Below are 25,039 nucleotides of genomic sequence, written 5' to 3'. Positions count from 1 at the left end.
CAGCGTTCATGGTGCTCTTCACCCATCGAAGTGTCTCCACCGTATTCTGTGGTTGCCGTCAGAAGACTTCGCCTTTTCAGCAAGGGTTTTCCCTGAAAGCACGATGAAGCCCACCGGGAAGCGCTAGCGCACCACGTCACCAGGTTGCTAGGACGACAATGTGTTCCCCACCAAGCCACGCTGGGTCGCCTGGGCGGCTTTCGCGTTCGCTGATGAGTTCCTTTTCGGAAGCGAACAGCCCTCCGAGCCATCGAGCCGAGATCGCTCTCCAGGTTTCGCTCGCGATTTCCAGCCAGATGCCAAGCAGGTCATCGATCGCTGACTTGAAGGCTTGGTCCGGCCCGACATTTTCCCCAGTGAAGGCAAGGACTGATGCGCTGCGCAAATGCCACGGCTGGACGAGCAGTGACTGCCTACGAGGAACTGCCGCGGTGGGCAAGTCGATGGACCTGCCGTCTGAAATCAGCCATCTCGATCACCGCCCGTCCAGCCCAGTTCGATTTTTTGACTGCCGAAACGAGCCCCTTCCCCGCATCGTTCGGCGAAAAAGGGGTCGATAGAGCGCCATTGGCATTCGCTGCATAGGCGGTAGCACTGAAAAATGAAAGACCAACTACAAGGCGTTCGGCCCGCGGTCTCGATTCACGCGCAAGCACCTATGGCAATGCTATCTTGCCCTGCTTTTGGATATCGCGGCCCTTCCCTGCGCCGTGATCCGGAGGACGATGGCCCTTGCGTCAGTCAACGGAGCGTTGACGACGGGTAGTTGAGCTTCGATCAGTTCGGCAGCCTCAAGGACAATCGCATTTCGAATGTCGGCTACATCATGAAGTTCAAGCGGAAACTCAGCATCTTTGATGCGCCGCAAAAAATCCATTGGCATGCCACCCCTCCCAAAGGGCGAAAAACTGGTGAGCTTGGCGAGTTCTGCACATGATTGTATCTATGCCCTCGCTCGACCTATCAATGACCGACAAGCTTTCGGCCGGTCGCAAAGCGCACGGTAACGCCTACCCAAGGAAATTCGTGGTAAAGCTAGCGCAGCATGTGCGATACATCGGCTTTCGACGACCTGATGGAGTGGCCTGGCTTCGATCGACTGTACGAGCTCGAGGCAATCCTTGTGCCCGCCAATGCAGCGGAAAAATCGCAGTGCTGCGCCGTCGTCGTCGGCAAGTCTGGGGGCTCGTGGCCTAAAGGCCGCGGTCCCTGGCTGAAGAAAAACACCCGATGTGCTGGCGTTGGGCGCGCTGTGGTGCCCGCACGCTGTCGGCCCGCAGTGCCTGTCTGACCAGACGCCCAGAGCTAGTAGCCGACTTCAGCAGGAACTGAAATCCACGAGTGTCCGAGTCGGAAGCGGTCGACCCCAATCACGACTGCGCCGGCGGTATCAGGATCGCCCGACGCAAGTCGCGATCCGCTCAGCATACTCATTTGGGACCTCGCTCTGCAAAATCCCAATCAGGCAATGAAGACGGGATTGGCCGGACGCCGCGCGATGACTGCGTCCGGCCATAAGCCAAGTGGGTCGCCAGTTATGCGATCTGCACTTCAATGCGCCGCGGCTGCGCATGCTCGGCTTTTGGAATGCAAAGTTTCAGCACGCCCTGCGCCAGTTCCGCCGACACCTTTTCGGTGTCCAATTCCTTGCTGAGCGTGAACACGCGCCGGAACCTTGCCAGGCCCACTTCGGTGTGATGGGAAGTCAACCCATCAGGAACAGTGAGATCGCTCTCGGCCTCGATGGTCAAGGTGTCTGATTCGACTTGCAGCGTTAACTTGTCACGGCTCACCCCTGGCAGGTCGGCATAGAGCGTGATGCCGTTGGCGTCCTCGACCACGTCCACAGGCGGCGTCAACGCCGCGTCGCTGTAACGCGAACGATCCTGCGAGGCAGTGCCGCTACGAGGAGAGTTGCTGGTGGTAGTGTGAACATCGTTGCGCATGGCGTTTACTCCTTTCTAAGTTGGCAACGTCTGGGGTCACTGGATAGTGATGCGGCGCGGCTGCGCAGAAGCCCGACGCTGGACAGTGATGTGCAGCACGCCGTCACGCAATTTCGCGTCCACTGCCTCTGGATCAGCGTCATCGGGCAACGTCAGCACCCGGCGGAAGCGCCCCTCGAAGCGTTCATTGATGTGCACGGCCACCTTGGCTTGGGCATCTGGCAGCGGACTCTTGCGCTCACCGGCGATAGTCAGCAGACCGCGCTCAAGATTGACCTCGAGCGTGGCCGGATCGACGCCTGCTGCGAAGGCATAGATCTCGATCGTCTTGGACGTGCCGCCGACGTTTAAGGCGGGGAACCCGTTGCGGGCAAAGCCGCGAATGCTGGGCGATAGATCGAAGGCCTGCTGCACATCGCGCTGCAGGCGATCCATCTCCGCGAAAACGTCGCGAGGGAACAGGGATCGGTACATGGCGAAAACCTCCATTCAAAGCGTTGAACAGAGCGCCGGAGGCGTCTCCAGCGCTTCCGACAAGTGACATAGCGATTCAGCGAAAAGATTCAAGAGATAAAAAAAACTATCCCGAGCCTGGGCGCGATTGCTACCCCAAGGATAGACGGCACGATCGGTAACTTCATTGCCACAAGCAGCCGGCGCGCCGCGTAAGTGCACCGGATGGCAATCGAGGCTTCTGGTTTCTGCTGGGTCAATGCGGACCTACGCGGCCGCCTTTGTATCGATACCGCTACACAGCGGTTGCTGAGCCCTCCAGATCTTCCTCGCGCGGTCCGATTGCAGGGTCTTGAGACGGCCCCTTTGTTTTACCAGACCGGAGTCCACTGCGGCGCCGTTGGTCCTCTCGGCTTGAAGCTCCTCGTCAATGGCAGACCACTGACCGCCAGGGTTAAGTTCCACCAAGCGTCAGCGATAAGTCTTGTCGACTGACTGGAATAGCGGGACGGTGAGGGAGCGAAGCGTTTGCATGCACGCAGCTTCATGGCTGCGTCCGCCTGCAAAGCGATCAATCATCGCGATCCGGTGGAACGGCACCCAACCTCGCGCGACCCGAGTCGAAATTGAGCGATACAGAGCTCCTCGCGTATGCGTCCGGCCAAGTCATCTTGAACTGAAGAGAAGCGGCGGCAAGGATCGCGTCCACGTAACTTAGGTGGACGCGATGACAAGCGAGAAGACACAGTCCCGGCGACGCTACAGCGCTGCGGCTAAAGCCCAGGTGATAGCCGAATGCAATGAGCCCGGCGCGTCGGTGGCCAAGGTAGCGATGGCGCACGGCATCAACGCCAACGTCGTGCACCGCTGGCGGCAATTGGCCCGCGAAGGCCAAGTGAGATCCGTCAAGGCTGGCGAGTTCATCGCACTGCCGCTGATGGCGTCACCCGAGGCTGCTGCCTCGTCGGCAGACATCCGCGTCGAACTGCGCCGCGGCCCGATCACGATGACCATCACATGGCCGGCCAGTGCCGCAACGGACTTCGCGATCTGGACACGCGAGTTGCTGCGGTGATCCGTGTGGAGGCGGTGTGGCTGGCCTGCGAGCCGCTGGATATGCGCGCTGGAACCGAGTCGGCGTTGGCCCGCGTGGTCAAGGTCTTCGGCGAGGCCAGGCCCCACCACGCCTACCTGTTTGCCAACCGACGGGCCAACCGCATGAAGGTGCTGGTACACGACGGCATCGGTGTGTGGCTGGCAGCGCGGCGGCTGAACAGCGGCCGCTTCGTCTGGCCCAGGGATGGCAGCACGCTGTCGCTGACCCACTCGCAGCTGAACGCCTTGGTGCTCGGACTGCCGTGGCAGCGTGTCGGCGAGGCCGGCGTGATCAAGGTGGTGTGAGCCCTTCCATTGCGGACTGTGCCGATGGTGGCCGGCTGAGCCTGCTGGCACCATCACCGCCGTGATGAACTGCAGCAGCGCCAACGCCCTTGATGCAGCTCCTGATCCGGCGTTCTCGGGCATGAGCTTCGCCGAGGTGTGCGCCTTGGCTAGCCGACTGCAGACCGAGGTACGGCACGCCCAGGCGCTGAACGCCAAGATGGCCCATGAGATGGCCGTGCTCAAGCGGCTGAAGTTCGCCGCCAGCGCCGAACGCTTCAGTCCCGAGCAGCGCAACCTGCTGGAAGAGGCCATCGACGAGGACCTGCAAGCCCTGGAGCGCGAGGTAGGCAAGCTGCAGTCGCCAGCCAAGGCAGCAGGGGAGAAGCGGACCCCGAAGCGGCAGGCGCTGCCGGCCCACCTGCCGCGCTACGACATCCACCACGAACCCGACGACACCACCTGCACCACACCGGGCTGCGGCTGCCAGATGAAGCGCATCGGCCAGGACGTGGCCGAGAAGCTCGACTATGAGCCTGGACGCTTCAGCGTGCAGCGCCATGTGCGCGGCAAGTGGGCCTGTACCCGGTGCCAGACGCTAGTCCAGGCACCAGTGCCGGCCTGCGTGATCGACAAAGGCATGGCCACCGCGGGCCTGATGGCGCACGTGGCAGTGGCCAAGTACATCGACCACCAGCCGCTGTACCGCCAAGAGGCGAGCCTGGGTCGCGCAGGCTTCGCAGTGCCGCGCTCCACCCAGGCCGAATGGATCGGCGCCATCGGCGTGGAACTGGCGCCGTTGGTGCAGGCCATGCGCGAGGACCTGCTCGGGCACCACGTGCTGCACTCCGACAAGACCCCGGTGGCGATGCTCAAGCCAGGTCATGGCAAGACGCACAGAGCCTACTTGTGGAGCTACTGCACCACGGTCTGGGACGAGGTCAACGCCGTGGTCTTCGACTTCGCCGAAAGCCGTGCCGGGCACAACGCACGGCGCTTCCTGGGCATCGCCGAAGACGGCAGCGGCGGCTGGCGAGGTACGCTGATCTGCGACGACTACGCGGGCTACAAGCAGGTGATGAGCGCTGTCGTGACCGAGGCCGGTTGCCTGGCGCACGCACGGCGCAAGTTCCATGAGCTGTGGGCCAACCACAGCAGCATGCTTGCCGAGGGGGTGCTCAAGCTGTTCGCCAACCTCTACGACATCGAACGCGAGGTCAAGGACCTCGGGCCGGGCGAGCGGCTGCGCGTGCGGCAAGCCAGGTCCAGGCCGGCGGCCGACTTGTTGCACGCCTGGTTGATGGCTAATCGTCAGAAAGTGCCAGATGGCAGTGCAACGGCCAAGGCCATCGACTACAGCCTCAAGCGCTGGGCTGCGCTGACGCGCTTCATCGACGACGCCGACCTTGCCGCAGACAACAACCGCATCGAGAACCTGATCCGCCCCATCGCGTTGGGCAGGAAGAACTGGCTGTTCGCCGGTAGCCTGCGCGCGGGCCAGCGCGCCGCCGCCATCATGAGCCTGCTGCACACCGCCAGGCTCAATGGCCATGAGCCATACGCTTACCTCAAGCACGTACTGCAGCGGCTGCCGATCCAGCGAGCATCCGCACTGCGTGATCTGCTGCCGTACCGCTGGACGCCCGCGGCCTGAACTGCGGCATCTCCGGCGTCAAGATGACTTCGCCTGGCGCATACGTCGCAGTAGCCGGCCAGCAAGATCGGGAAGTTGATGCCGCACTACTGAATGGAACCCACGAGCTCAGCCAATAGAGCGGCGCGCCGAAGCCGTTAAGCTTTCGCCCGCGGCTTCATGCGGAAGCTGATGCCCATGCGGTTAATGGCGTTCATCGCGGCGATGGTGAGGGTCAGGTTGACCAAGTCCTTCTCGCCGAACACTGCCAACGCCGCCTCGTAGGCTTCATCGGAAGCGTGTGTTTCGCTGACGCGGGGTGACTTCCTCGGACCAGGCGAGGGCCGCTCGCTCTTGCTCCGAGAACAGGTACTCCGCTTCGTGCCACACCGGCACGAGGACTACTTTCTCAACCGACATTCCGCCAGTCATCAGGTCACGGGTATGGATGTCGATGCAGTGGGCACAGCCATTGATCTGCGAGACTCGCAGGAACACCAGATGGATAAGCTGGCTGGGCAAGGACGTGCCAGAGGTGACGAAGTGATGCAGGCCACCGATGGCCTTGGCGCCCTCCGGGAATACTCGGAACCAAACTGCGCGGGTCATGAAACGCTTTCTTCAAGTTGAGACTGGATGCGGCTGCAGGAGCAACCTGGTCCCAAGACGTTTGACGTGATCGCGTTGTGACAGTCGCAGGGGAAAGAAATGTCGCCCCAGGCCTCAGGTTCCTGGTGGCGGCGCGTTTGGCCGGGAGCTCAGGAGACGAGTGGCTTCTCCTTCAACGTTGCCAACTTCACCGGATTCCGCTGGATGCGAACCCGAGAGACCTGGACATTGGTGAACTCAAATGTCTGTACGGAGTCAAGCGCACCATCGATGTAGCGCAGGAGGGACCATTCGCCATTCAGTATGGCCAGCTCAAGTCGCATAGCGTCACCGTGGCGAAGGTGCATCGCGTAGTAAAGCTGAGCGATGCGTTGAGCGCCAAACAAAGGCCTCGCCAAGCTTGGCCTGACGTCGCCAAAGTCGCCCAGCATCTCCGCTTCCTCTGCGAGCAGCCTCTTAATGCCCTCAAGGTGACCGCTCGAAATTGCTTGAACGAGTCGTCGCAACAGTTCCAGCTGAGCCACTGCTGGCATTGGCGGCGCCTTCATGCCCGCTGATTCGCGTGCGTTCTCCAGCCTTCGCTTGGCTCTATGGACAATCTGCCGGGCGGAGGCTTTGCTTCGGCCAATGGCCTCGGCTACTTGCTCGTACTCAGCGTCAAACACCTCACGCAGCAAAAACGCGGCCCGCGCTTCCGGCGACAGGCAGTCCAGAAGTAGCAAGAAGGCGATGGACACATTGTCGGCGGTCTCACACGCTTGCTCAGGCGTGGTCGGCGCCTGTTCCAGTAGCGGCTCGGGGAACCACGCGCCCGCGTACGTCGCTCTCCGCAGTTTGGCCGCCCGAAGACGGTCAATCGCCATCCGCGTGGTCACGGTCACGAGCCAAGCTTCAGCATTCAAGACTTGGGCCTGGGACGACTTCGTCTCCTCATGCCAGCGCAACCATGCGTCCTGCACCAAGTCCTCCGCCTCCTGTACGGACGAAAGCATGCGATAGCCAATAGCCATCAACCTGGGACGCACGTTCGAGAACAGTTCGGTAGACGCGGACGACATGGCGAGCAAGTCTAGTACGAAGGTCAAGCTCCTTGGTGGGCGTGGCCATCTCCTCGGCGCGAGCTAGTTTCGGCCATCCGTCTACGACGTAGGGGGTGATGCCATACTTCATCGCTACCCTGCTCCTGTAATCAAGTCCACCTAAGTTGGGTGGACGCGATGCTTTCTGCCGTCAGCCCCGGTTTCAAGATGACTTGGCCGGACGGATACCTCCTCGCGCCGAAGAGAGCGGCGTACCTCTCATCTGCTATGGCCTTCATCAATCTGAACCTTTCCTCCCACTCGGTGGAGTGTTCCGACGGCCAGTGATCGAGCGCCTCGTACAGATCTGCTTCCGCATCGGTCCAGGCCCCGAACAGCTTCTAAAACGTCCCGCCAGACATTCGCATCCTCCAGAATCAAAATCGTGAGGCGAGAATCTAAAAGAGCTAAGTCAGTACGTAATGTAGGAACTCACCGCATGCAACTCTCTCCGCCTCTAAAAAGTCTGCGCCCCCAAGCGGCAGGCCCCTCGTGCTCCTCGAGCGCAGGCCACCCGTCCTCAAGCTACCATCGGGAACCGTAGTGTCGGTAGCCAAGGACGGGGTTCGCACCGGAGCCCTTGCACTACGCGCCGGCCCTCGCCGCGAGCGCTGCTTAGACGCCCGCGCCCACGGCGGCGTCCGGACGAAAACGCTTCGGAACCCAGATCTCAGTGCCGACTGGAACGTCCGCCTTCGAGGCGCTTGGAAGGACGCAAGTCCAGCGAGGCTCGACAAGCGGTGGGGAGAAAAAGGCGCGCTCGATCCTGAGCGTCGCCGTGGCGACTTCACCGTCGGGTAAACGTAGCTCAACCAGAGGCGCCTCCGGGCCCGTGTACTCGTCAATTTTCGGACAAGGAACGACGACCAACCCGCGTCCAGAAATCTGAAAAGAGTCTTCGACAGTCAAAAGTTTTCGCATCGCTGGCAGCTCGATCAGGTATTCGTGACTCCCTTTGCACAAATCTTAGCGAGCCGATTCGTCTGTTGCCCAGGAGCCGATCACGCATCGCGCCACTGGCCAAGCCTCGCCCTCACCCGTGCCCACGGCCGAGGTCCAAACCGCTCTCATCTATGCGCCCGCATTCGCAAGCCGCTCGCTGCACGTGAGCCCGGTGTGGTGCCGTCCAGTTCGTGTGGCCTGGGCTCAGACCTTGTCGACCTGATCACCGAAGACGGATGGGCACGCGAGCGCGCATGAGTCAGATGTAAGCCGTGCGGCTCGATCAGATCCGGTCGTTTGGGCCATCGAGCGTTGCGTTGCTGCCAGCTCCCGCAGTCGACCTTCCGAGCCACCATGGTCTTGCGGCGCTCGATGGGCGACCCGATGTAGATGCAGTCGCCCATTGCAACTTGTGTTTTGGGGGCGAGGCGTCCCAATGCCCTACACCGCCATGTGCAGAGACAATGCCGACGTAGCTGTACGGCACCGCTCGAAGGAGAGGATCTCTGCCGACAGGCCTTCGATCTCAGCGCGATCGCAATACAAGGTCTTTCATACGCTGCAGCTTTGGCGACACGACCGGTACAGTCAGCATCGTGCTTACCACCGCCATGATCAACAGCGCTGTAAAGGTCTCGTTAGTGATGATCCCCTTGTCCAGCAGCACGTTGGCGAAGATGATCATGATGAGGGCTTTGGTCTGCAGCAGCCAGCCGATCAGTGAGGCTTCCCCGGGTCGCCAGCTCAACAACCGCCCTGCCAGGCGAAGCCCGATCAGCTTGCCAGCCACCGAAGCAACCAGCAGCACTGCCGCCACGAGGAAGACCTCCGCGCCGCCTACCTGCCAATTGGTACGCAGGCCGGTGCTGAGAAAGAAAACTGGCATGACGACGAGCAGCACGTTGTGGCGCAGCCAGTCCATCTGCTGCTGGTCAAACCACTCCGCGTCCATCACTGCGCCGGCGATGAATGCACCTACCATGTAATGCAGGCCCGACCAGTCGGCGCCGAGCCCGCAGGCCGCCAACCAGATCAGCCCGAGATACCAGCGATCGCGCTCCGGAACGAAGACCATCAGTCGACGAAAAAGGATCGAAGCGACTGCGAACGCTGCCAAGAAGCCTGCCTGCCTGCCGACCCGCTCCCAATCCATGAGGATCAGTGCCAAGACGCCCCAGATGGCGATATCGTCCAGGCTTGCGTAACGCAGGATCCGCTGGCCGATAGGCTGGCGCAGGATCTGAAGCTTCTCCATCAGCAGGATGAGAATAGGCAGGGCTGTCACCGCGCACGACATGCCGATGCCCAGCACGAACTGCCAAGACGTCCCACGTACCCCCATCCAGCCGGGGTAGGGCAGCAAAGCGAGCGCCGCGACCGCGCCGAAGGCCATCGGTACGCCGAGCGCCAGTCCTGCTGTGACGCCACTTTCGCGACGATGCACCCAAGCCTTGCGCAAGTCGAGCTCAATGCCTGCGATCCAGACGAACATCATGACAGCCCACTGAGCGACGGCGTTCAGCGACTGTACAACCGGCCCGTTGAAGACGAATGTGTAGTAATCGGGAAACGCCGCACCCAGCACGCCCGGCCCCAGCACGATGCCAGTGATGATCTGCACCACCACCAGCGGCGCAAAGTACTCAGTGCGCCCCAGGCGCCAGACGAGGTACGGCACCGAAAAGATGATCAACATCGCGACCAGGAAAATCTCGGAAGTAGTCATTCAAGCGACGTTTGAAAGCGGGCCGGAAGCGCAAACTGCAGAGATCCAGCGGCGCGAGACAGTTTTGCTGACGTGTGTTTGATCGTAAGCAAGCTATTGGGGAGCGCCTAAATGTAGCGGAGCGCGCAGACCGAAGATCGGCCCACTACCTACGGTGGTTCCCTATGCGCGATTTCGGCCGATTCCTAGGTATTAGCGTGGAAAGCGGCGCCGGCACTTCAGCAGACGGGGAGCCCGGAATGAGGCTGTCCCCCGGATGACGGGCTAAAAGCAGATCGGTTGATGATGGCGTACAGCGTCTTCTCCTACAACCGTTCAACGCTGAGAAAGGGACTTTTTAGCTGGCCGGATTCATCATCGGTTGACGGCACGGATGCTCATGAGCGATCGAATTTAGGAGGTGAGTTGTCTGAGAGTTTTCCGGGGGTCTCGGAGTGTTTGGCAAATCCTCATCGGCGTTCGTCGGCTGGGCCTGCGTCTCATGCGGAGCATTCCTGAAGACATGCCGAGGCCTCTCCGAGGCCCCGGCTGAGCCACTCCTGATTCACCCGCCTCCTTTTTTCAGCTCAGCAACGACGATTTCGCTAGGTTCTGGCGCTGGGCGTCGCAACCCTCATATCTCAATGGCTGGCTGTGTTCGCACAGACGGGCAAAGTACCGTCATCTGAAACGCCCCCGAGTTCGCCGCTGCATGAGCTACCGCTTCTGCTACGCGCTCCAGGGGAAAAACAGTCGGTGTGAATTGCGCCAGGTCGAGGAGACCGGCCCGGATCAATGCCACCAATCGCCCCGGAGCCCAGCGCGGATACATCCACTTGCCCCGCACGGTGACGTCGTTGCGCATGAGCCAAGGGTAGGGCAACGAGAACTCGTCCCCGCCCTCCATGCCAACGCCGCCCATCAGAATCACTCGCCCACCCGGGCGCACGGTCATGGCGGCGGCGCGCACCGCCGAGGCCGGCACCGAGGGCGGCATGAGATCGAGCACGCAGTCGATCGGCCCCAGCGCTGCTGCCCGCATCGCGACAAGATCGACTGCTGCATCGCCTGACAGCACGACCGTGCGGACGCGGTCGCCGAAGCGGCGCACGAGCTCGTCGAGCATCGCTCGGTTGCGCCCCGGCGCGACGACGCACCCGGCCCCCAGGGCCAATGCGACGGCAACACCTGCGCTGCCGAAACTGCCGGTTGCCCCGTGAAGCAGCAAAGTCTCGCCTGCTTGTAATTCGGCGGCCAGCAGCCCCCCGAAGGGCACCAACAGTGTGCCCAAGGCACACCACTGCAGCGCCTCTTTCGTCCCGATCTCCCCAAGCGGCGTCACGTTCTCGGTGGGCACGAGGATCTGCTCGGCCCATCCACCATCACCGACCCACGCGCGAAGCCGCTGAGGGCCCGCCCCTGGCGCGATCAATCCCTGCAACATGATGTCCGGTGTTAAGGCATCGTCCCTCGCTCGGATCGTCGGATCGCAGTAGACCCAATCACCAGGTTTGAGCTTCGTGGCATCGTTGCCAGTTGCCCTCACCCGGCCGATAGGGCCCGGGCCGGGCACGGCAGGCAAATCAAACGGGTAAGTACGTTGCCCGCCGAACACCTCGCCTGCGTATGACAGCACCCGGGACGCCGTAACATCCACGATCACTTCGCCGCTGCCCAAGACCGGCGGGGGGACATCGCGGACCACGAGTGGCGCACCGATGCGCTCGAAAACAACTGCTTGCATAGGTCGATCTCCAATGATGAGCCTGCAGTCTCTCCAACTCGTTCCGGGCCATCCAGACATGGCACTATCCTGGGATCGAGCAATCCTCGGACCGATTCCCATGACCTCCCAAGCAGCGCTAGGCGACTTCCTTTATTCGCGCAGAGCCCGAATGCGGCCCGAAGCTGTCGGTCTGCCCAGCGGTCCACGTCGTCGCACACCCGGCTTGCGTCGCGAAGAAGTGGCCGAGCGCGCCGGCATTTCGACGGATTGGTATGTTCGACTCGAGCAAGGTCGCATGGTGAGCCCATCGAGCAGCACCATCGACGCGTTGGCCCACGCACTGCGCCTTGATGCGCAGGAGCATGCCCACCTTCGACAACTTGCCGGCCACGCGCCAGCAAAGACGTTCGTGCGCGAAACGGTGCCGCAGACGATTCGCAAGATCGTCGCCGGCCTGCCCCATCCGGCGTATGTCACCGGCCAGCGCTGGGATCTTCTCGCATGGAACGACGCGACGATCGAGCTGTTCTGCGACTTCAACGCCCTGCCGAAGGTCGAGCGGAACATCCTTGTGTTCGTCTTCGCCGATCCGCGGGCGCGTGCCCTCTTCGGCGACGGCTGGCCGACCGTCGCACGTGCCATGTTGGCGCAGTTTCGTGCCGTGCACGACCTTTGGGCCGGGGATCCGGCCTTTGCCGAGCTGGTCGAGCGGCTGCACGAATCGAGTTCGGAATTCGTCGTTTGGTGGCCAGACCACGACATTCGCGCACCTTTGTCCGGACGCAAGACGTTGCACCACCCGACCAACGGCTTGATGCGCTTCGATCACGCCAGCTTCCAGGCAAACGACAATCCGGCGCTGAAGCTGGTCATCTACACGCCAGCTTGACAGCCGCAGCTTCGGCGTCCGCTTTGCATGCGAAAACAAAGTTTTGTCGACGACTTTTCGGTTACTCGCTACGGGTGACCGCTCGCATGCCGACGCCAGTGTGAACGACACACGGCAAGGCACGGTTCTCAGCCAAATTCTCTCTCAGCAAAGCGTCAGAGCCGGCTTGGAGCAATGTCGCTCGAGCAGGCGAGCTCCACCGGTCTGAGCGAGGATCTGTCGCACGGCCCCCTGCGACCCATCAAACAGGTGAGCGATCTGATGAAGGGTTCAGCCAGTTTTCCGGCACTTCGGCATCAATGCCACCTGGCTGTTCCAGCAGCAGGTTCGTACCCGGAACTTCATCTACAACATTCCCTCTGCCTACGCAGTTCATAGCTTAGAGCATTGAACGGTTGAATCCACCGTCTTCACCGGTAGGGGCGCGCTTGGGTCACGCCACCATCCACCACCAGGGTGGCACCCATCACGTAGTCTCCTGCACGCGAGGCCAGGAAGATGGCTGCGCCGGCAATGTCGTCCGGCGTGCCGATGCGCCGGGCGGGAATGTGCCCCGACAGTGCCTCCCCATGGTCGCGCGCATTGCGGTTCATCTCGGAAGGAAACGCCCCGGGCGCAATGGCGCTGACTGCGATGTTGTCCTGCGCCAAGCGCATCGCCATGCGCCGCGTCAGGTGAATCAATCCTGCCTTGCTCGCGACGTAAGAGTAGTTTTCCTGCGGGTTGAGCCCGATGCCGTCGGTAGAAGCGATGTGAATGATCTTCCCAACCCGCGCTTTTGCCGCGGCGCGCAGCGGTGCGATGAGCGCCTTCGTCAGGAAGAAAGGCGATTTCAGGTTCAGGTCGACCACTTTGTCCCAGCCGCTCTCCGGAAAAGCATCGAAGTCTTCACCCCATGCTGCGCCGGCGTTGTTGACCAGGATGTCCAACGTCGATTCATGACGGGCATAGGCATCGGCCATGGCCTGGCAGCCCCCCACCGTGGACACGTCGTGCGGCAGCGAAATGCAGTGGCCCGTGCTCGAGAGTTCTCGCGCGGCCAGGTCGCAGGCTTCGGCCTTTCGCGCACTGATGTAGACGCGTGCGCCATGTGCAAGAAACCCCTCAGCGATCATGCGGCCTATGCCTCGTGAGCCGCCAGTAATCAGCGCCGTACGGCCCTGCAGCGAGAAAAGATTCTGGACGCTCATGGCAATGTCGCTACCGCACCGGTGCCTATGGACGTGCTTTGCTCGGCGGGCGCCTCGAGGCGCGATCGCCGCACATAGGCGATTCCGTCGAACAGGCGGCGCGCCGTGCGCGTGAAGTGCACTTCGCGCACCGACCATTTGTCCTCGCCCGCATGCTCGACATTCGCGAAGATTTTAAGCACCCCGCTCGGATGGCCAATGCGAATGCGCGTCGGGCCGGCATGCGTGCCGCGCGCTTCGGCTGGAATTGTTCCCGCGATCTGTGCCGCAACAGAGAGGCAGACCGAGCCGCCGCCGGGGAATGCCTTGTGCATGGCACCACCATTGAGCACCATGCGCGCGACGAAGTCGATCTCTGCTGCCTGCACGACGCGGTTTCCGGCAATGGTCCGGTAATCCTGCGCTTCGCTAATCAAGATCTGGTATGGCGTGAGGATCCCCGACGACGGAAGATTGCAACGTTCGACGACCCAGCGCCTCACCTCCTCGGCCATCTCGTAGATCTCGGAACCGAGCTGCCCCGGCAGTTCCGTGCCACTGATTCCCAAGTCCGCCGCGCGAATGAACACACATGCCGTGCCTACATCGACCACCGACACAGGTATTTCGCGGCCGAGCCTCGATACATGTACCCAATCGCGCGCCTGCCCCGTGGGCAGGAGCTTTCCGGTCGTGGAGCCGCTGGTATCGGAGAAATCCAGTGCCACCTCTGCGCCGGTTCCCGGCACACCATCCACTTCGCTATCGCCCTCCACACGCGGCTCGCCGTCGGCGCATTGCACGGACATCCGAAGGATCTTTCCGGTGTTCGTGTTGTGCACCCGAACGGTGGTGACGGGTTCTTGCACAGGAACCAGCTGCTCCTGCAGCGCATAGACCCCTGTGGCCGATGAAATGTTGCCGCAGACAATCTCGAAACTGACGGTTGGCTGGTCGATGCCGATCTGCACGAAGGTGTAGTCGATGTCTGCATCGGGTCGCGACGGCGGCCCGATGATGGCGCACTTGCTCGTCAAGATGTCGGCGCCGCCGAGCCCATCGATCTGACGCACGTCCGGGCTGCCGAACAAAGCCAGCAGGAATCGAAGGCGCGCATCCTCATCGGCGGGCACATCTTGCTGCGAGAGAAAAACAGCCTTGCTCGTGCCACCGCGCATCAAGGTGACCGGTACGTTGATTTGTTCTTTCATCGGCCCAGTATGCAGTTGCATTCGGCCCGCTGTCCTTTCAGTTTGGCTGGCCATTGTTTAGCCAGTCTGATTGCTTCGAATGCTTTAGCGCCGCTAAAGAATGCCGAGCAGAAATCCAATGACCACGACGGCTTTCGTCTCAATACTTCCTGTCGCTGTGGCCAGTTCCACACGAACAGGAGACACTTTTTGAAGATCATCAAGCGAACGGAATCCCCTTTCCGTGACACCCCCGGCGGCATGGTGCTTGTCGCCACACGCATGGCGAGCCAGCCACCCCAGTTCCCGCCGATCGAATTCGTTCACGACGACCAGAAGGTCGAAGAGGTCGAACTCGGCCCCACGGGCTCCCTCTACAGCTTCACGATCGTCCACCCCGGCAAGGAGAAGCAGCCCTATGGCCTGGCCATGGTCGACTTCGCGCCCGGCGTTCGTGCGTTCGGGCGACTGCTGTTCGGCAACCAGCCGCCCGCCATCGCCAGCCGCCTGCGGGTGGTGCCCTTCACGTTGCCGGACGGCACCCCCGACTATGCCTTCCAGGAGTAATGCGAGATGAAGCAACCACTGATCACCGGGGTCGGTATCACGGACTTCGGGCGCTTTCCTGAATTGACCGAAGAGGCCATGGCCCAGGCAGCAATTCTCGATGCCCTGGCCGATGCCGGCACGCAGCTTTCGGAGGTGCAGGCGTTCTACTGCGGCAACGCGCTCGGAGCCATGCTGCCCGGCCAGCGTACATTGCGCGAGCTGCACGTCAACGGCGGTGCTGTCTACAACGTGGACAACGCTTGCTCCAGCGGCGCCACTGCGTTGAATCTCGCGCTGCAGGCGCTCAAGGTCGGCCAGTACGACACCGTGGTGGTGTTCGGCATGGATCACCTGAGCAGCCTCGGTGGCGGGCCGCTGCCGCTCAGCCAGAAGGACTGGAACAACCGGCGCGGAATGATCATGCCGGCCCTGTACGCCATGCGCGCAAGGCGATACATGCACGATCACGGCCTTACGCTTGAGACGCTGGCGGACATCTCCGTCAAGAATCGAAAGCACGGTGTCCTGAATCCCATCGCCACGTTCGCCAAGCTGGCGAGCCGCGAGGAGATCTTGGCGTCCCGCCCGGTGGCCGAGCCGCTCACTCTGCTCCAGTGCTGCCCCGCGGTGGTCGATGGGGCGGCGGCGCTGGTGCTCAGCACCAAGCCTTCCAAGGGCGTCGCAACGCCCGTCCGAGTGCTGGCGTCGGTGGTGCAGTCTGGCTTGTTCGAAACCTCACCTGTCGACATGACTGAGGCCGAGATCACCGCGCGTGCCGCCAGGCTAGCCTATGAACAAGCCGGCATCGGACCGCAGGATCTCAGTCTGCTGGAGGTGCACGACGCGTTCACCATCTCCGAACTGCTCTACTACGAGGCCCTCGGACTTTGCAGCCGAGGCGATGCGGCGATCCTCCTGCAGAGCGGTGCAACCACGCTTGGCGGACGCGTGCCGGTCAACCCCAGCGGCGGACTGATCGCCAAGGGGCATCCGCCCCGGAGCGACAGGTGTCGCACAGGTCGTCGAAGTCTCGCGAGCAACTGCAAGGCCGTGCCGGCGCAAGGCAGGTCCACGCAGCACGCATCGGCCTCACGCAGGTGACAGGCGGAGGCATCTGGGGCGTGGACCACGCCGCCTGCTCCATCAACATTCTTTCGCTTTGATCGCAAGTACCATGAACCTTACAAGCACAAGTGCGCCTGCATCGCTACACGGCCTCGTTGCCGTCGTGACCGGTGGCGCCAGGGCATCGGCCTCGGCATCGCCCGCGAGCTCGCACAGGCCGGATGCCGCATCGCGCTCTGGGACTTTGATGAGAAAGCGCTGGAGGGAGCAGAGCTTGCCCTTTCGGGCGAGGGCTTCAATGTGCGGACCTTCAAGGTCGACGTCAGCTCGGTGGAGCAGGTGGAGGCGGCCGTGGCCCGGCTTCTCGCGTCTCATGGCCGCATCGACATCTTGGTCAACAACGCAGGCATCGGTGGCGACAAGCTCGTCTCCAAGATGGATCTCGCATTCTGGACCCGCGTGATCGAGGTCAACCTTCATTCGCAGTTCATCTGCTCCAAGGCAGTACTGGCGCAAATGGCAGAGAACCGGTTCGGCCGCATCATCAACATCGGCTCGCGCGCATGGCTGGGCAACCGCGGCCAGGTGGCCTACTCCGCCTCCAAGGGAGCGGTGGTAAGCCTGACACGCTCGCTAGCGCTCGAATATGCGCGCAAGGGCATCACCGTGAACGCCATCGCTCCCGGCATCGTGGAGACGCCGCTGTTCGAAACGCTGACCGAGGAAGTCCGACAGAGCCTTCACAAGACCGTACCGATGGAACGCATTGGCCAGCCCGAGGACATCGGCCGCGCCGTCCGGTTCTTCGCGGAACCCGGCTCGAGCTACGTCACCGGCCAGCTCCTGTACGTCTGCGGCGGGCGCAGCCTCGGCAGTCCCTCCGTATAGCACGTCGACATCACGACATGAGCAATCCGACAAAACGGAAGGTCGCATGCTTGCCAATGCATTGAGCGGTTTGAAAGTGATCGACTTCACGCAGGTGATGGCTGGTCCGACCTGCACGCTGTGCATGGCGGACCTGGGCGCCGACGTCGTAAAGATCGAGGCGCCCGTCGGCGATCTTTCGCGAGCCCTTTCGCCCTGGGTCCACGGCGAGGGAGTTGCCTTCATGGCGCTCAATCGCAACAAGCGCAGTGTGGTGCTCGATCTCAAACACCCAACGCACTTGCAGGCGGCGCAGGCGCTGGTCGCGCAGGCGGATGTGCTGGTGGAGAGCTTTCGCCCGGGCGTCATGGCGCGCTTGGGGCTGGACTATGCTGCGGTGTCGGCGGACAACCCGCGCCTCATCTACTGCTCGGTCTCAGCGTATGGCCAGCACGGCGACAGCAAGGATCTTCCCGGGTCGACGGTGTGCTTCAGGCCGTGAGCGGCCTGATGAGCGTCACCGGCGCACGCGATGGGGAGCCGTGCAAGGTGCCGGTGCCGGTGGTCGACTTGGTCACAGGGTCGCTGGCGGCCATCGCAGTCCTAGCCGCCCTCGCGGACCGCCAACGCACAGGACACGGGCAGCACGTCGAAGCCAGCATGTTCGCCAGCGCCATCGCGCTTCAGCACGTGAGTCTCGCGTCCTACTTCGCGGACGGCGTTGTGCCCGGACCGCAAGGGCATGCAGCGCCATATTCGACTCCGAATGAGGCCCTGCGCTGCGCTGACGGATGGATCATGGTGGCCGCCTATCACCCCGCACGGTGGCAGGCTTTGTGTTCAGCCATCGGGGCACCGGAACTGGCCTGCGATCCACGGTTCGCTGACAACAAGAGCCGACTCCAGCATCGCGAGACACTGCTGCGCCTGCTCGAAGGGCGCATGCTCGCGCAGCCCCGCGCCTTCTGGCTGGAGAGGTTCGCAGCCGTCGACATCATCTGCGGCCCCATCAACAACTACGCGGAGGTGGCGCAGTCAGCGCCTTTCCTCGAAGCGGCCCTCGCCGAGCAGCTGGAGCACCCGACCGCCGGGCTGATGACGCTGCCTCGCAGCGTCATCAGCGCCGTCGGCGAGCGGCCCCGGGCGAGACGTCCAGCCCCCACCCTGGGCCAGCACACCCGTGAGGTGCTGGCCGAACTCGGCATGCCAGCCGCAACCGTCGATGCGGTGATCCCCCTCAGCCCTTCCCAGAATTGAGCACAGCTATGCCCATCGTGAAGACCGTCCAGAACGGCGTCGCCGTCGTCACCCTGAATCGGCCCGAAGCCATGAACTCCATCGACCCGGAATCAAACGAGCAATTGCTCGAGATCTGGGACGAGGTGTCGAACAACGAGGACATCCGCGTGCTGGTCCTCACGGGTGCGGGCGAGCGCGCCTTCTGCACAGGCGCGGACCTCAAGAAGACCATGCCGCCCGCCGACAGCGCAGCACGGCAGGTCTTTCGCTGCGGCACTGGGCATTTCAACTTCGGCACGCTGCAGACAGACAAGCCCGTCATCGCCGCCATCAATGGCTACGCTCTGGGCGGCGGGCTGGAGCTGGCCTTGCTGGCGGACATACGCATCTGCTCTGATAACGCCCAGTTCGGCTTGCCGGAAGTGCGGGTCGGCAGCATCCCAGGCGCCGGCGGCACGCAGCGTCTTATCCGCGCAATCAGCCAGTCGGACGCGATGTGGATGCTGCTCACCGGAGAACGCATCGACGCCGCGGAAGCGCTGCGCATCGGGTTGGTCAGCAAGGTGGTGCCCTTTTCCGAATTGCAGCAATCAGCCATGCAGCTCGCAGGCGCGATGGCAGCCAATGCCCCGCTCGCGATGACCGCTGCAAAGCGCCTCGCGATGAATGGACGCGAGCTGCCGCTGGCAGGCGGGCTGGCCCTGGAGCGCCAGGCCTTCGGGCTGCTCAGGGATAGCGAGGATCGGCTGGAAGGGCGTCGCGCCTTCGCCGAGAAGCGCCACCCCGTTTTTCGCGGCCGTTGAAACTCCTTGCCCGGAAGACGAATGCGCCTCTGGGCAAGCCTTCCATTTGCTCGCACGCGCGATTCGACACTCGAACAACCGATGTGAGCGTTCTTCTGGAGCAGCTCTTGAAGACACCGCGTACCGCCTGGCTCAACAACCTCGCACTTATCGTTGCCGCGTTCGTCGGCGCATCACCGGCCCTCGGGCAGCAAGCCGACCGTCCACCCGCCAGGATCCTGGTTGGCTTCTCGCCCGGCGGCACGCTCGACGTGGTGACGCGCGCGCTTGCAGATCAATTGCATGGCCCGCTTGGTCGCACCGTGGTGGTGGAAAACAAGCCTGGCGCGGGCGGGAAGATCGCGATCGATGCGATGCGGGCCGCCCCTGCCGACGGGAGCGTGGCGATGCTGTGCCCCGACTTCTTCACATCGATCTACCCCTTCGTCTTCAACAAGATCAACTACAACCCGCAGAGACGATCCTGCCGGTATCGACGGTGGTCGAGTTCCCAATGGCGCTGGCCGTGCCCTCCTCCTCGCCCATCAAGACCTTCGGCGAATATGCCCCATGGGTACGTGCGCATCCGGACAAAGCCAACTTCGGCCACGCCGCATCGGGCGGCCCGACGCATTTCCTGGGACTTCAGATCGCCAGGATCATCGGGACACCGCTGCAGGACATCCCTTTTCCCGGGTGCGGCGCCCATGATCGTGAACCTGACTGGCGCCAATGTCGCGGCGGGCACGTCCACGGTCGGAGACTTTGCGCAGCACCACAACGCTGGCAAGCTGCGCGTGCTGGCTGTCACCTCCGCAGAGCGCTCGCCGCTACTGCCGAACGTGCCGACCTTCGGCGAACTCGGCCGCAAGGAACTCACCGCGGTCGGGGTGCTTGCCATATGCTTGGCACCTGGCACGCCCACCGGGGTGGTCTCCGAGTGGAGCGCCGCCGTGCGCACGGCGGCTGCCACCGAACAGTTCTCGAGCAGGGTTCGCAAGCTCGGCTTCATGAACACGGAAAGCTCGCCTGACGAAGCGCGCGCCCGGTTCGCCGAAATGCGCGGGTTCTGGGAACCGATCGTCAAGGCCTCGGGATTCAAAGCCGACTAGGCGATGGCGCGCTGCTCGCGGCGCGCCTAGCGCACCGAGCGGATCCAGTCCCGAAAGAGCCGAACCGGCGCCGTGGCCGCTTTCAACGGGTCGCAGACCAGGTAGTAGCCGAGCTCTGTCTTCGCGACATGGTCCACCGCAACCACGAGGCGCCCGGTGCGCAGGTCGTCTTGCACGTAGGCCCGCTGCGCCATCGCCACGCCCAGGCCGTCCGCTGCAGCCTGATAGCACAACGCGGCATTCGCCAACGCGATGCCCGGCAGACTTGGAGTGTTCAGCAGGCCGGCCGAACCGAGCCACAGCGGCCAGGCTTGAGGGCGCAGCATGGAGTGCAGCAGGTCGGCTCGCAGCAGATCGCTAGGCTCCTGGAACTGTTCCGCCAGGACGGGTGTGCAGACCGGGACGAACTCATCGTCGAAAAGGTGGTCCAGCTCGACATCGGCCCACTCGCCCATCCCGTGCCGAATCGCGCAGTCCGCGCCTTCAAGCCGGACATCATCCGCAAGTGCAATCGTTGCGATCTCCAGCGCGATGTCGGGGTGAAGCGCATGGAAGCCGTGCAGGCGGGGAACCAGCCAGCGAATGGCGATGCTCGGAGGCACCTTGAGACGCAGCCGCTGCTCCCGCTGGCTGTCCGCCAGGTCGCCCAACGCTTCGTGCAGCCGATCGAACGCGTCACAGACGCGGGTGGCGAGTCGTTCGCCCACCGCGGTGAGCTCGATCTCGCGACCGGCCTTCTGGAAAAGTTGCACGCCGAGCCCCGTTTCAAGCTGCTTGATCTGCTGGCTAACGGCTCCTGGCGTGACGTGGAGCAACTGCGCGGCTCGCGACACGCCTTTGGCCCGATACACCGCATCGAACGCCCGCAGGGGGCTCAGGAGTGCGCGAAGGTTCTGCATGACAGGATGAGACTGCCGGCGCACTCAATGTGCGCCGAGGTGGCAGCTGCCTGCCACCGCACTCGCAGGGATTGGCTTCAGCACTTCTGGATACCGATGGTGCGGTTCAAAAGATCCTCTTCTTCGCGCAGCGCCGCTGCGGAGCCGGAATAAGCGGCAACGCCCCGCTCCAGCACGATGACGTTCGTGGAGAAGTCGAGAACGACGTCGACGTGCTGCTCCACAAGCACGCAGCCAACTCCGAGCCGGTCGCTCATCCGGACGATGGCATCCATCAGTTCCTCGCGCACCATGGGAGCAAGGCCCTCCAGCGGCTCGTCGAGCAGAAGGATGCGCGGCTGGCCAACAAGTGCCCGCGCCACGGACAGCATCTGCTGTTCACCGCCTGATAGTTGCGTGCCACCGTTGCGCCGGCGCTCCTTGAGTCGCGGAAACAGGGCGTAGATCGGTGGCAGAGCCACGCCGGCCGACCGCCCCTGCAGGCCCGACAGCAGGTTCTCCTCCACCGTCAGCGAAGGAAAGATGTCGCGGCTCTGCGGCACGTAGCCGAGCCCAGCCCGTGCGCGCGCATGCGTCGTAGCGCTGCCGATGTCGTTGCCGCCGAAGTGGATCCGGCCCTGCATCAGGTCGGCCAAGCCGATCGCGGTTGCCAGGGTGGTGGTCTTGCCGGCGCCGTTTCGCCCGATGAGGCCCAGCCGTTCCCCTTCGCGCACGCTGAAGCTGAGATGCTCGACGACCGGCACAACGCCGTAGCCGGTCGTGACATCGTCGAACCGGAGTTCAATGGGTTGCTTGGGCATGTCCGTCTCGTCCGAAATAGATTTGCTTGACTTGTTCGTTGGCGGCGACTTCTTCCGGCGTGCCTTCGACCATCACCGCACCGGCAACGAGCACGATGATGTGCGAGGCGAAACGGAACACCAGGTCCATGTCGTGTTCGATGAGCAGCACCGACAGTTCCTTCGGCAGGCTCTCGATGGCGTCCATGATGCGACCGCCTTCTCCTTGCGGCACACCCGCGCCGGGCTCGTCCAGCAGCAGAACCTGCGGCTTCATTGCGAGCGCCAGCGCGATTTCAGCAAGCCGCTGTTCGCCGAGCGCGAGGTGTCCTACGACCCGGTTCGCGTAGGGATGCAGGCCGAGCATGCCGAGCGTCTCGTGGACCTCGTCGCGAACGCGCGCGGAACGCGCCGGTGAGGGCCACCACTGCATCGAGGCCCGCAGCCGCTGCAGCACTGCGCACCCGGACGTTCTCCGCCACGGTAAGGTCCTTGAACAGTCGGCTGATCTGGAACGTGCGAACGATGCCGCTGCGCACGCGCGCGTATTGCGGTAGCTGGACGATCGAGCGGCCGTCCAGTTGGATGTCCCCAGACTGCGGGCGCATCGCCCCACTCAGCAGGTTGACCAGCGTCGTCTTGCCGGCCCCATCGGACCGATCAGCGCCGTGCGCGCACCCTGCGGCAGCGAGAGCGTGACGTTCTGCGTGACGGCCAGACCCCCAAAGGAATGGCAAAGGTTCTGGGTTTTCAGCCGATGGGTCATCGCGTTCCTCCGCTGCCGCCCAACCGCTTGGCGTACGCTACGGCCCGGTCCAGAAGTCCGATGAGGCCTTCCGGCAGGACAATGAGCACGACAATCAGCATCGACCCGATGACGAACAGCCAGTGATACGGATTCAAGGTTGACGCGATGTGATGGATCGTCATGTACGAACGGTGCCGAGCACCGCACCCGCCAGGCGGCGCGTGCCGCCGAGGACGATCATGACCACCACACCCGCGGACGTCGTGAAGTCCAGCATGAAGAGATTCGCCACCTTGCTGGTCTGTGCCGTCAGGGCTCCTGCCAGCCCCGCCACGACGCCGCCGACGGTGTAGACGGCCAGCAGGTGCAGATACACGCGCCCGCCCAACGCCTGGACGCGTCCCGGGTCCTGTCGTATGGCTCTGGCCGTCAAGCCAAAAGGTGATTCAACCAGGTTGCGCACGAGGAAAAACATCAACACCAGCGCGCCCAGCGCGTAGAAATAGCCGGTGTGACCCATGAAGTTGAACTCCCAAATACCGAACAGCGGAGCGACCTCGAAGCCGGCAAGTCCGTCGTCGCCACCTGTAAGCCATCTGGCCCAATTGGCGAGCTCGAGCAGCAACTGCGCCACCGCGATGGTGAGCATGACGAGCGTGAGCTTGGTCGAGCGCAGCATGACTGCACCGCTCAGCAGCGCTATCAGCCCTCCGCCCAGCCCGCCGAGCAGCAGCCCGATGATGGGATCGGACGTCAGATACAACGCGGTCCAGCCCGCGACGTACGCACCTGCGCCGTACAACGCGGCCTGGCCCAGGGTCGCGATGCCCGCCTGTCCGAGCACGAGGCTCAGCGACAGCGCAAAGATCGACATCGTCGCCATGTTAGTCAGCAGTCCAAGGTCCTGCGGGAACACTACGAAAGCCAGCAACCCCGCGAGCGTCAGGACGATCTCGGCGCGCAATTGCTTCCACGGGCGTACGCGCGCTGGCGTCGCCATCGCCATGGGCGGAATCACTGCGCTCATGCTTGCCTCCCGAACAGCCCCTGTGGGCGAACCAGCAAGACGATAATCATCGTCAGGAAAAAGGCAGCCGATGCAAGCTGCGGAACCATGTATTTCATCGAAGTCTCCACGATGCCGAGCAGCAACGCTGCGAAGAAAGAGCCGAACAGATTTCCGTTGCCTCCCACGGCGACAACCGCCAGAAGGATCACGAGATATTTGGAGGCGTAAGTTGGCTCCATTGGCAGCATCTCTGCTCCGGCGATGCCGCCCAGAGCCGCGAGCGCGGCACCGATCGCGAAAGTCGCCGCATAGATCCTGGTCGTGTCGATACCGATGGCCCGGGCAATCGGCGCGTTGTCGACCGCAGCGCGCACCCGGATGCCAAAGGATGACCGGTCCACGCTCAACCACAGGACGCCGACGACCGCAAGCCCGCAGGCAACGACGATGAGCCGATGACGGGGAATGGAGCGGAACCCCAGGTCCACCGACCCGCCGAATGCCTCAGGAAGCGCGACGGATGTCACCGACGATCCGAACATCAGGTTGACCGCAGCCGTCGCGACGAACATCAGGCCGATGGTCACCAGCATCTGGTCGAGATCGTCGCGCCGGTAGAAGCGGCGCAACAGGATGCGCTCGAAAAGCACCGCCACGAGCGCCACGATCGCGATCGCCAGTACGAAACCCAGCCCGATCGGCACACCCAGGCGTTGAGGAATGCTGGCCGCCAGAAAACCGCCGAGCATCGCGAAGGCGCCATGAGCCAGATTCACCACCCGCATCAGACCCATGGTCATCGACAGGCCCACCGTGATCATGAACAGGATCATGGCGTACGTGATCCCGTCGACCAGGATGCTGCTAAGAAGCGCAACGGACATGCTGCAGCCTCCGCACTACTTGGTCGCATTCTGGATGCGGCCGTAGTCGGGCTGCATCTCGAACGTGCGGAACTCACGATTGACGAAGCGTCCGGCCGCATCCTTTTCCACCACTCGCATGTAGACGTTCTGCACAAACTCGCGGGAGGCCGGATCGATCTTCACCGGGCCACGCGGGCTTTCCCAGGAAAATCCCTTGGCGGCGGCCATGGCCTTGGGCCCGTCGCGCTTGCCGTCCGTCGCCTTGACCATGTGATAGATCACATGCAGGCCGTCGAACGCGTTCGCGAGCTGGACGGTCGGAATGGCCTTGGGCGTAACCTCAGCCAGGGCATTGACGGCGGCCTTGTTCAGCGGCGAGTTGTGCGTCGCCGAATAGAACATA

Annotated in this window: 23 protein-coding genes and 6 pseudogenes; 12 read left to right on the top strand and 17 right to left on the bottom strand. The window is 63.0% G+C overall.

The genetic code is table 11. From position 1 onward, the window contains the following. Nucleotides 1-766: 766 nt before the first annotated feature. Nucleotides 767-937 (top strand): hypothetical protein, encoded by a 171-nt coding sequence (locus ACHMXE_RS07590; protein ID WP_395345217.1) that lies wholly within the window; start codon nucleotides 767-769, stop codon nucleotides 935-937. A 598-nt stretch (nucleotides 938-1,535) separates the two neighbouring features. On the opposite strand, the gene ACHMXE_RS07585 is transcribed toward ACHMXE_RS07590, so the two are convergent. Beyond that, complete coding sequence (locus ACHMXE_RS07585) at nucleotides 1,536-1,946, bottom strand: Hsp20/alpha crystallin family protein (protein WP_203208029.1); 411 nt, start codon at nucleotides 1,944-1,946, stop codon at nucleotides 1,536-1,538. A 36-nt stretch (nucleotides 1,947-1,982) separates the two neighbouring features. After that, on the bottom strand, nucleotides 1,983-2,420 hold the full coding sequence (locus ACHMXE_RS07580; protein WP_203208030.1) for an Hsp20/alpha crystallin family protein: 438 nt from the start codon (nucleotides 2,418-2,420) through the stop codon (nucleotides 1,983-1,985). Between the two features lie 706 nt (nucleotides 2,421-3,126). Between ACHMXE_RS07580 and tnpA the strand changes: the two genes are divergently transcribed. The 3 genes from tnpA to tnpC all read left to right on the top strand — a co-directional run bounded on the left by tnpA (nucleotide 3,127) and on the right by tnpC (nucleotide 5,433). After that, entirely contained in the window at nucleotides 3,127-3,474 is a 348-nt protein-coding gene (tnpA, locus tag ACHMXE_RS07575; RefSeq protein ID WP_203208031.1) for an IS66-like element accessory protein TnpA, read from the top strand. Further along, the gene (gene tnpB / locus ACHMXE_RS07570) at nucleotides 3,417-3,800 is read left to right on the top strand and encodes an IS66 family insertion sequence element accessory protein TnpB (RefSeq protein WP_203208032.1); all 384 of its coding nucleotides are present in this window, start codon (nucleotides 3,417-3,419) and stop codon (nucleotides 3,798-3,800) included. The genes tnpA and tnpB overlap by 58 nt, the downstream gene beginning before the upstream one ends. 64 nt (nucleotides 3,801-3,864) lie before the next feature. Continuing rightward, the gene (gene tnpC, locus ACHMXE_RS07565; RefSeq protein WP_395345213.1) at nucleotides 3,865-5,433 is read left to right on the top strand and encodes an IS66 family transposase; all 1,569 of its coding nucleotides are present in this window, start codon (nucleotides 3,865-3,867) and stop codon (nucleotides 5,431-5,433) included. A 137-nt stretch (nucleotides 5,434-5,570) separates the two neighbouring features. Here tnpC and ACHMXE_RS07560 read toward each other — a convergent pair. The 4 genes and pseudogenes from ACHMXE_RS07560 to ACHMXE_RS07545 form a co-directional block, all read right to left on the bottom strand. Further along, a pseudogene (locus ACHMXE_RS07560) lies at nucleotides 5,571-6,021 on the bottom strand (carboxymuconolactone decarboxylase family protein). 149 nt (nucleotides 6,022-6,170) lie between these two features. After that, nucleotides 6,171-7,079, bottom strand: coding sequence for a sigma-70 family RNA polymerase sigma factor (locus ACHMXE_RS07555; RefSeq protein ID WP_203208419.1), 909 nt, complete (start codon nucleotides 7,077-7,079; stop codon nucleotides 6,171-6,173). A 1,489-nt stretch (nucleotides 7,080-8,568) separates the two neighbouring features. Beyond that, nucleotides 8,569-9,768 (bottom strand): cation:proton antiporter, encoded by a 1,200-nt coding sequence (locus ACHMXE_RS07550; protein WP_203208033.1) that lies wholly within the window; start codon nucleotides 9,766-9,768, stop codon nucleotides 8,569-8,571. Between the two features lie 613 nt (nucleotides 9,769-10,381). Beyond that, nucleotides 10,382-11,491: a zinc-binding alcohol dehydrogenase family protein gene (locus ACHMXE_RS07545; protein ID WP_203208034.1), complete on the bottom strand. Its 1,110-nt coding sequence runs from the start codon at nucleotides 11,489-11,491 to the stop codon at nucleotides 10,382-10,384. A 100-nt stretch (nucleotides 11,492-11,591) separates the two neighbouring features. Here ACHMXE_RS07545 and ACHMXE_RS07540 point away from each other — a divergent pair, with 100 nt between their 5' ends. Beyond that, the gene (locus tag ACHMXE_RS07540) at nucleotides 11,592-12,362 is read left to right on the top strand and encodes a helix-turn-helix domain-containing protein (RefSeq protein WP_203208035.1); all 771 of its coding nucleotides are present in this window, start codon (nucleotides 11,592-11,594) and stop codon (nucleotides 12,360-12,362) included. A gap of 410 nt (nucleotides 12,363-12,772) precedes the next feature. On the opposite strand, the gene ACHMXE_RS07535 is transcribed toward ACHMXE_RS07540, so the two are convergent. Both ACHMXE_RS07535 and ACHMXE_RS07530 read right to left on the bottom strand, forming a co-directional pair. Next, on the bottom strand, nucleotides 12,773-13,552 hold the full coding sequence (locus ACHMXE_RS07535) for an SDR family oxidoreductase (RefSeq protein ID WP_203208036.1): 780 nt from the start codon (nucleotides 13,550-13,552) through the stop codon (nucleotides 12,773-12,775). Beyond that, nucleotides 13,549-14,742 carry a 2-methylaconitate cis-trans isomerase PrpF family protein gene (locus ACHMXE_RS07530; protein WP_395345209.1) on the bottom strand — a complete coding sequence of 398 codons (1,194 nt, stop codon included), beginning with the start codon at nucleotides 14,740-14,742 and terminating at the stop codon, nucleotides 13,549-13,551. The genes ACHMXE_RS07535 and ACHMXE_RS07530 overlap by 4 nt, the downstream gene beginning before the upstream one ends. A gap of 189 nt (nucleotides 14,743-14,931) precedes the next feature. On the opposite strand from ACHMXE_RS07530, the gene ACHMXE_RS07525 reads away from it, so the two are divergent. From ACHMXE_RS07525 to ACHMXE_RS07495, 7 genes and pseudogenes are all read left to right on the top strand, one after another. Next, nucleotides 14,932-15,288, top strand: a complete 357-nt coding sequence (locus ACHMXE_RS07525) for an OB-fold domain-containing protein (RefSeq protein WP_281081745.1) — start codon at nucleotides 14,932-14,934, stop codon at nucleotides 15,286-15,288. A 6-nt stretch (nucleotides 15,289-15,294) separates the two neighbouring features. Next, nucleotides 15,295-16,433: pseudogene (locus ACHMXE_RS07520) on the top strand (thiolase family protein). Between the two features lie 11 nt (nucleotides 16,434-16,444). Beyond that, a pseudogene (locus ACHMXE_RS07515) lies at nucleotides 16,445-17,223 on the top strand (SDR family NAD(P)-dependent oxidoreductase). 46 nt (nucleotides 17,224-17,269) lie between these two features. Beyond that, nucleotides 17,270-18,459: pseudogene (locus tag ACHMXE_RS07510) on the top strand (CaiB/BaiF CoA transferase family protein). 8 nt (nucleotides 18,460-18,467) lie between these two features. Next, nucleotides 18,468-19,244 (top strand): enoyl-CoA hydratase/isomerase family protein, encoded by a 777-nt coding sequence (locus ACHMXE_RS07505; protein ID WP_203208041.1) that lies wholly within the window; start codon nucleotides 18,468-18,470, stop codon nucleotides 19,242-19,244. A gap of 83 nt (nucleotides 19,245-19,327) precedes the next feature. Beyond that, nucleotides 19,328-19,866 (top strand): annotated as a pseudogene (locus tag ACHMXE_RS07500) (tripartite tricarboxylate transporter substrate-binding protein); the annotation flags it as partial. Then, complete coding sequence (locus tag ACHMXE_RS07495; protein WP_395347459.1) at nucleotides 19,787-20,335, top strand: tripartite tricarboxylate transporter substrate-binding protein; 549 nt, start codon at nucleotides 19,787-19,789, stop codon at nucleotides 20,333-20,335. The pseudogene ACHMXE_RS07500 and the gene ACHMXE_RS07495, both read left to right, overlap by 80 nt. A 26-nt stretch (nucleotides 20,336-20,361) precedes the next feature. On the opposite strand, the gene ACHMXE_RS07490 is transcribed toward ACHMXE_RS07495, so the two are convergent. The 9 genes and pseudogenes from ACHMXE_RS07490 to ACHMXE_RS07450 all read right to left on the bottom strand — a co-directional run bounded on the left by ACHMXE_RS07490 (nucleotide 20,362) and on the right by ACHMXE_RS07450 (nucleotide 25,038). After that, nucleotides 20,362-21,234 carry a LysR substrate-binding domain-containing protein gene (locus tag ACHMXE_RS07490; RefSeq protein WP_203208042.1) on the bottom strand — a complete coding sequence of 291 codons (873 nt, stop codon included), beginning with the start codon at nucleotides 21,232-21,234 and terminating at the stop codon, nucleotides 20,362-20,364. Between the two features lie 77 nt (nucleotides 21,235-21,311). Then, nucleotides 21,312-22,034: an ABC transporter ATP-binding protein gene (locus ACHMXE_RS07485; RefSeq protein ID WP_203208043.1), complete on the bottom strand. Its 723-nt coding sequence runs from the start codon at nucleotides 22,032-22,034 to the stop codon at nucleotides 21,312-21,314. Beyond that, a complete protein-coding gene (locus tag ACHMXE_RS07480) occupies nucleotides 22,015-22,470 on the bottom strand; it encodes an ATP-binding cassette domain-containing protein (RefSeq protein ID WP_395345206.1) in 456 nt (151 codons plus the stop codon). The genes ACHMXE_RS07485 and ACHMXE_RS07480 overlap by 20 nt, the downstream gene beginning before the upstream one ends. A 55-nt stretch (nucleotides 22,471-22,525) precedes the next feature. Continuing rightward, nucleotides 22,526-22,621: pseudogene (locus ACHMXE_RS07475) on the bottom strand (ABC transporter ATP-binding protein); the annotation flags it as partial. 8 nt (nucleotides 22,622-22,629) lie between these two features. Further along, nucleotides 22,630-22,779: a hypothetical protein gene (locus ACHMXE_RS07470; RefSeq protein WP_395345204.1), complete on the bottom strand. Its 150-nt coding sequence runs from the start codon at nucleotides 22,777-22,779 to the stop codon at nucleotides 22,630-22,632. Next, entirely contained in the window at nucleotides 22,776-22,943 is a 168-nt protein-coding gene (locus ACHMXE_RS07465) for a hypothetical protein (protein ID WP_395345202.1), read from the bottom strand. Before ACHMXE_RS07465 ends, ACHMXE_RS07470 begins: the two co-directional genes overlap by 4 nt. After that, nucleotides 22,940-23,788, bottom strand: a complete 849-nt coding sequence (locus tag ACHMXE_RS07460; RefSeq protein WP_395345200.1) for a branched-chain amino acid ABC transporter permease — start codon at nucleotides 23,786-23,788, stop codon at nucleotides 22,940-22,942. The genes ACHMXE_RS07465 and ACHMXE_RS07460 overlap by 4 nt, the downstream gene beginning before the upstream one ends. Continuing rightward, nucleotides 23,785-24,654, bottom strand: coding sequence for a branched-chain amino acid ABC transporter permease (locus ACHMXE_RS07455; RefSeq protein ID WP_203208046.1), 870 nt, complete (start codon nucleotides 24,652-24,654; stop codon nucleotides 23,785-23,787). Before ACHMXE_RS07455 ends, ACHMXE_RS07460 begins: the two co-directional genes overlap by 4 nt. Before the next feature lie 15 nt (nucleotides 24,655-24,669). Further along, nucleotides 24,670-25,038 (bottom strand): ABC transporter substrate-binding protein, encoded by a 369-nt coding sequence (locus ACHMXE_RS07450; RefSeq protein ID WP_395345198.1) that lies wholly within the window; start codon nucleotides 25,036-25,038, stop codon nucleotides 24,670-24,672. Between the last annotated feature and the right edge of the window lies 1 nt (nucleotide 25,039).

Source organism: Variovorax sp. UC122_21 (assembly GCF_044056785.1).
Classification (GTDB): domain Bacteria; phylum Pseudomonadota; class Gammaproteobacteria; order Burkholderiales; family Burkholderiaceae_C; genus Variovorax.
Note: the sequence above shows the minus strand (reverse complement) of the source record. Positions and strands in the feature narration are given on the sequence as shown.

Bases quoted from the DNA above. Each gene is read 5' to 3' on its own strand.
- ACHMXE_RS07455 (WP_203208046.1), bottom strand. From the start codon at position 24,654: ATGTCCGTTGCGCTTCTTAGCAGCATCCTGGTCGACGGGATCACGTAC.
- ACHMXE_RS07530 (WP_395345209.1), bottom strand. From the start codon at position 14,742: ATGAAAGAACAAATCAACGTACCGGTCACCTTGATGCGCGGTGGCACG.
- tnpC (WP_395345213.1), top strand. From the start codon at position 3,865: ATGAACTGCAGCAGCGCCAACGCCCTTGATGCAGCTCCTGATCCGGCG.
- ACHMXE_RS07535 (WP_203208036.1), bottom strand. From the start codon at position 13,552: ATGAGCGTCCAGAATCTTTTCTCGCTGCAGGGCCGTACGGCGCTGATT.
- ACHMXE_RS07505 (WP_203208041.1), top strand. From the start codon at position 18,468: ATGCCCATCGTGAAGACCGTCCAGAACGGCGTCGCCGTCGTCACCCTG.
- tnpA (WP_203208031.1), top strand. From the start codon at position 3,127: ATGACAAGCGAGAAGACACAGTCCCGGCGACGCTACAGCGCTGCGGCT.
- ACHMXE_RS07555 (WP_203208419.1), bottom strand. From the start codon at position 7,079: ATGTCGTCCGCGTCTACCGAACTGTTCTCGAACGTGCGTCCCAGGTTG.
- ACHMXE_RS07470 (WP_395345204.1), bottom strand. From the start codon at position 22,779: ATGACCCATCGGCTGAAAACCCAGAACCTTTGCCATTCCTTTGGGGGT.
- ACHMXE_RS07545 (WP_203208034.1), bottom strand. From the start codon at position 11,491: ATGCAAGCAGTTGTTTTCGAGCGCATCGGTGCGCCACTCGTGGTCCGC.
- ACHMXE_RS07485 (WP_203208043.1), bottom strand. From the start codon at position 22,034: ATGCCCAAGCAACCCATTGAACTCCGGTTCGACGATGTCACGACCGGC.
- ACHMXE_RS07490 (WP_203208042.1), bottom strand. From the start codon at position 21,234: ATGCAGAACCTTCGCGCACTCCTGAGCCCCCTGCGGGCGTTCGATGCG.
- ACHMXE_RS07450 (WP_395345198.1), bottom strand. From the start codon at position 25,038: ATGTTCTATTCGGCGACGCACAACTCGCCGCTGAACAAGGCCGCCGTC.
- ACHMXE_RS07580 (WP_203208030.1), bottom strand. From the start codon at position 2,420: ATGTACCGATCCCTGTTCCCTCGCGACGTTTTCGCGGAGATGGATCGC.
- ACHMXE_RS07460 (WP_395345200.1), bottom strand. From the start codon at position 23,788: ATGAGCGCAGTGATTCCGCCCATGGCGATGGCGACGCCAGCGCGCGTA.
- tnpB (WP_203208032.1), top strand. From the start codon at position 3,417: ATGGCCGGCCAGTGCCGCAACGGACTTCGCGATCTGGACACGCGAGTT.
- ACHMXE_RS07585 (WP_203208029.1), bottom strand. From the start codon at position 1,946: ATGCGCAACGATGTTCACACTACCACCAGCAACTCTCCTCGTAGCGGC.
- ACHMXE_RS07540 (WP_203208035.1), top strand. From the start codon at position 11,592: ATGACCTCCCAAGCAGCGCTAGGCGACTTCCTTTATTCGCGCAGAGCC.
- ACHMXE_RS07550 (WP_203208033.1), bottom strand. From the start codon at position 9,768: ATGACTACTTCCGAGATTTTCCTGGTCGCGATGTTGATCATCTTTTCG.
- ACHMXE_RS07495 (WP_395347459.1), top strand. From the start codon at position 19,787: ATGCCCCATGGGTACGTGCGCATCCGGACAAAGCCAACTTCGGCCACG.
- ACHMXE_RS07465 (WP_395345202.1), bottom strand. From the start codon at position 22,943: ATGACGATCCATCACATCGCGTCAACCTTGAATCCGTATCACTGGCTG.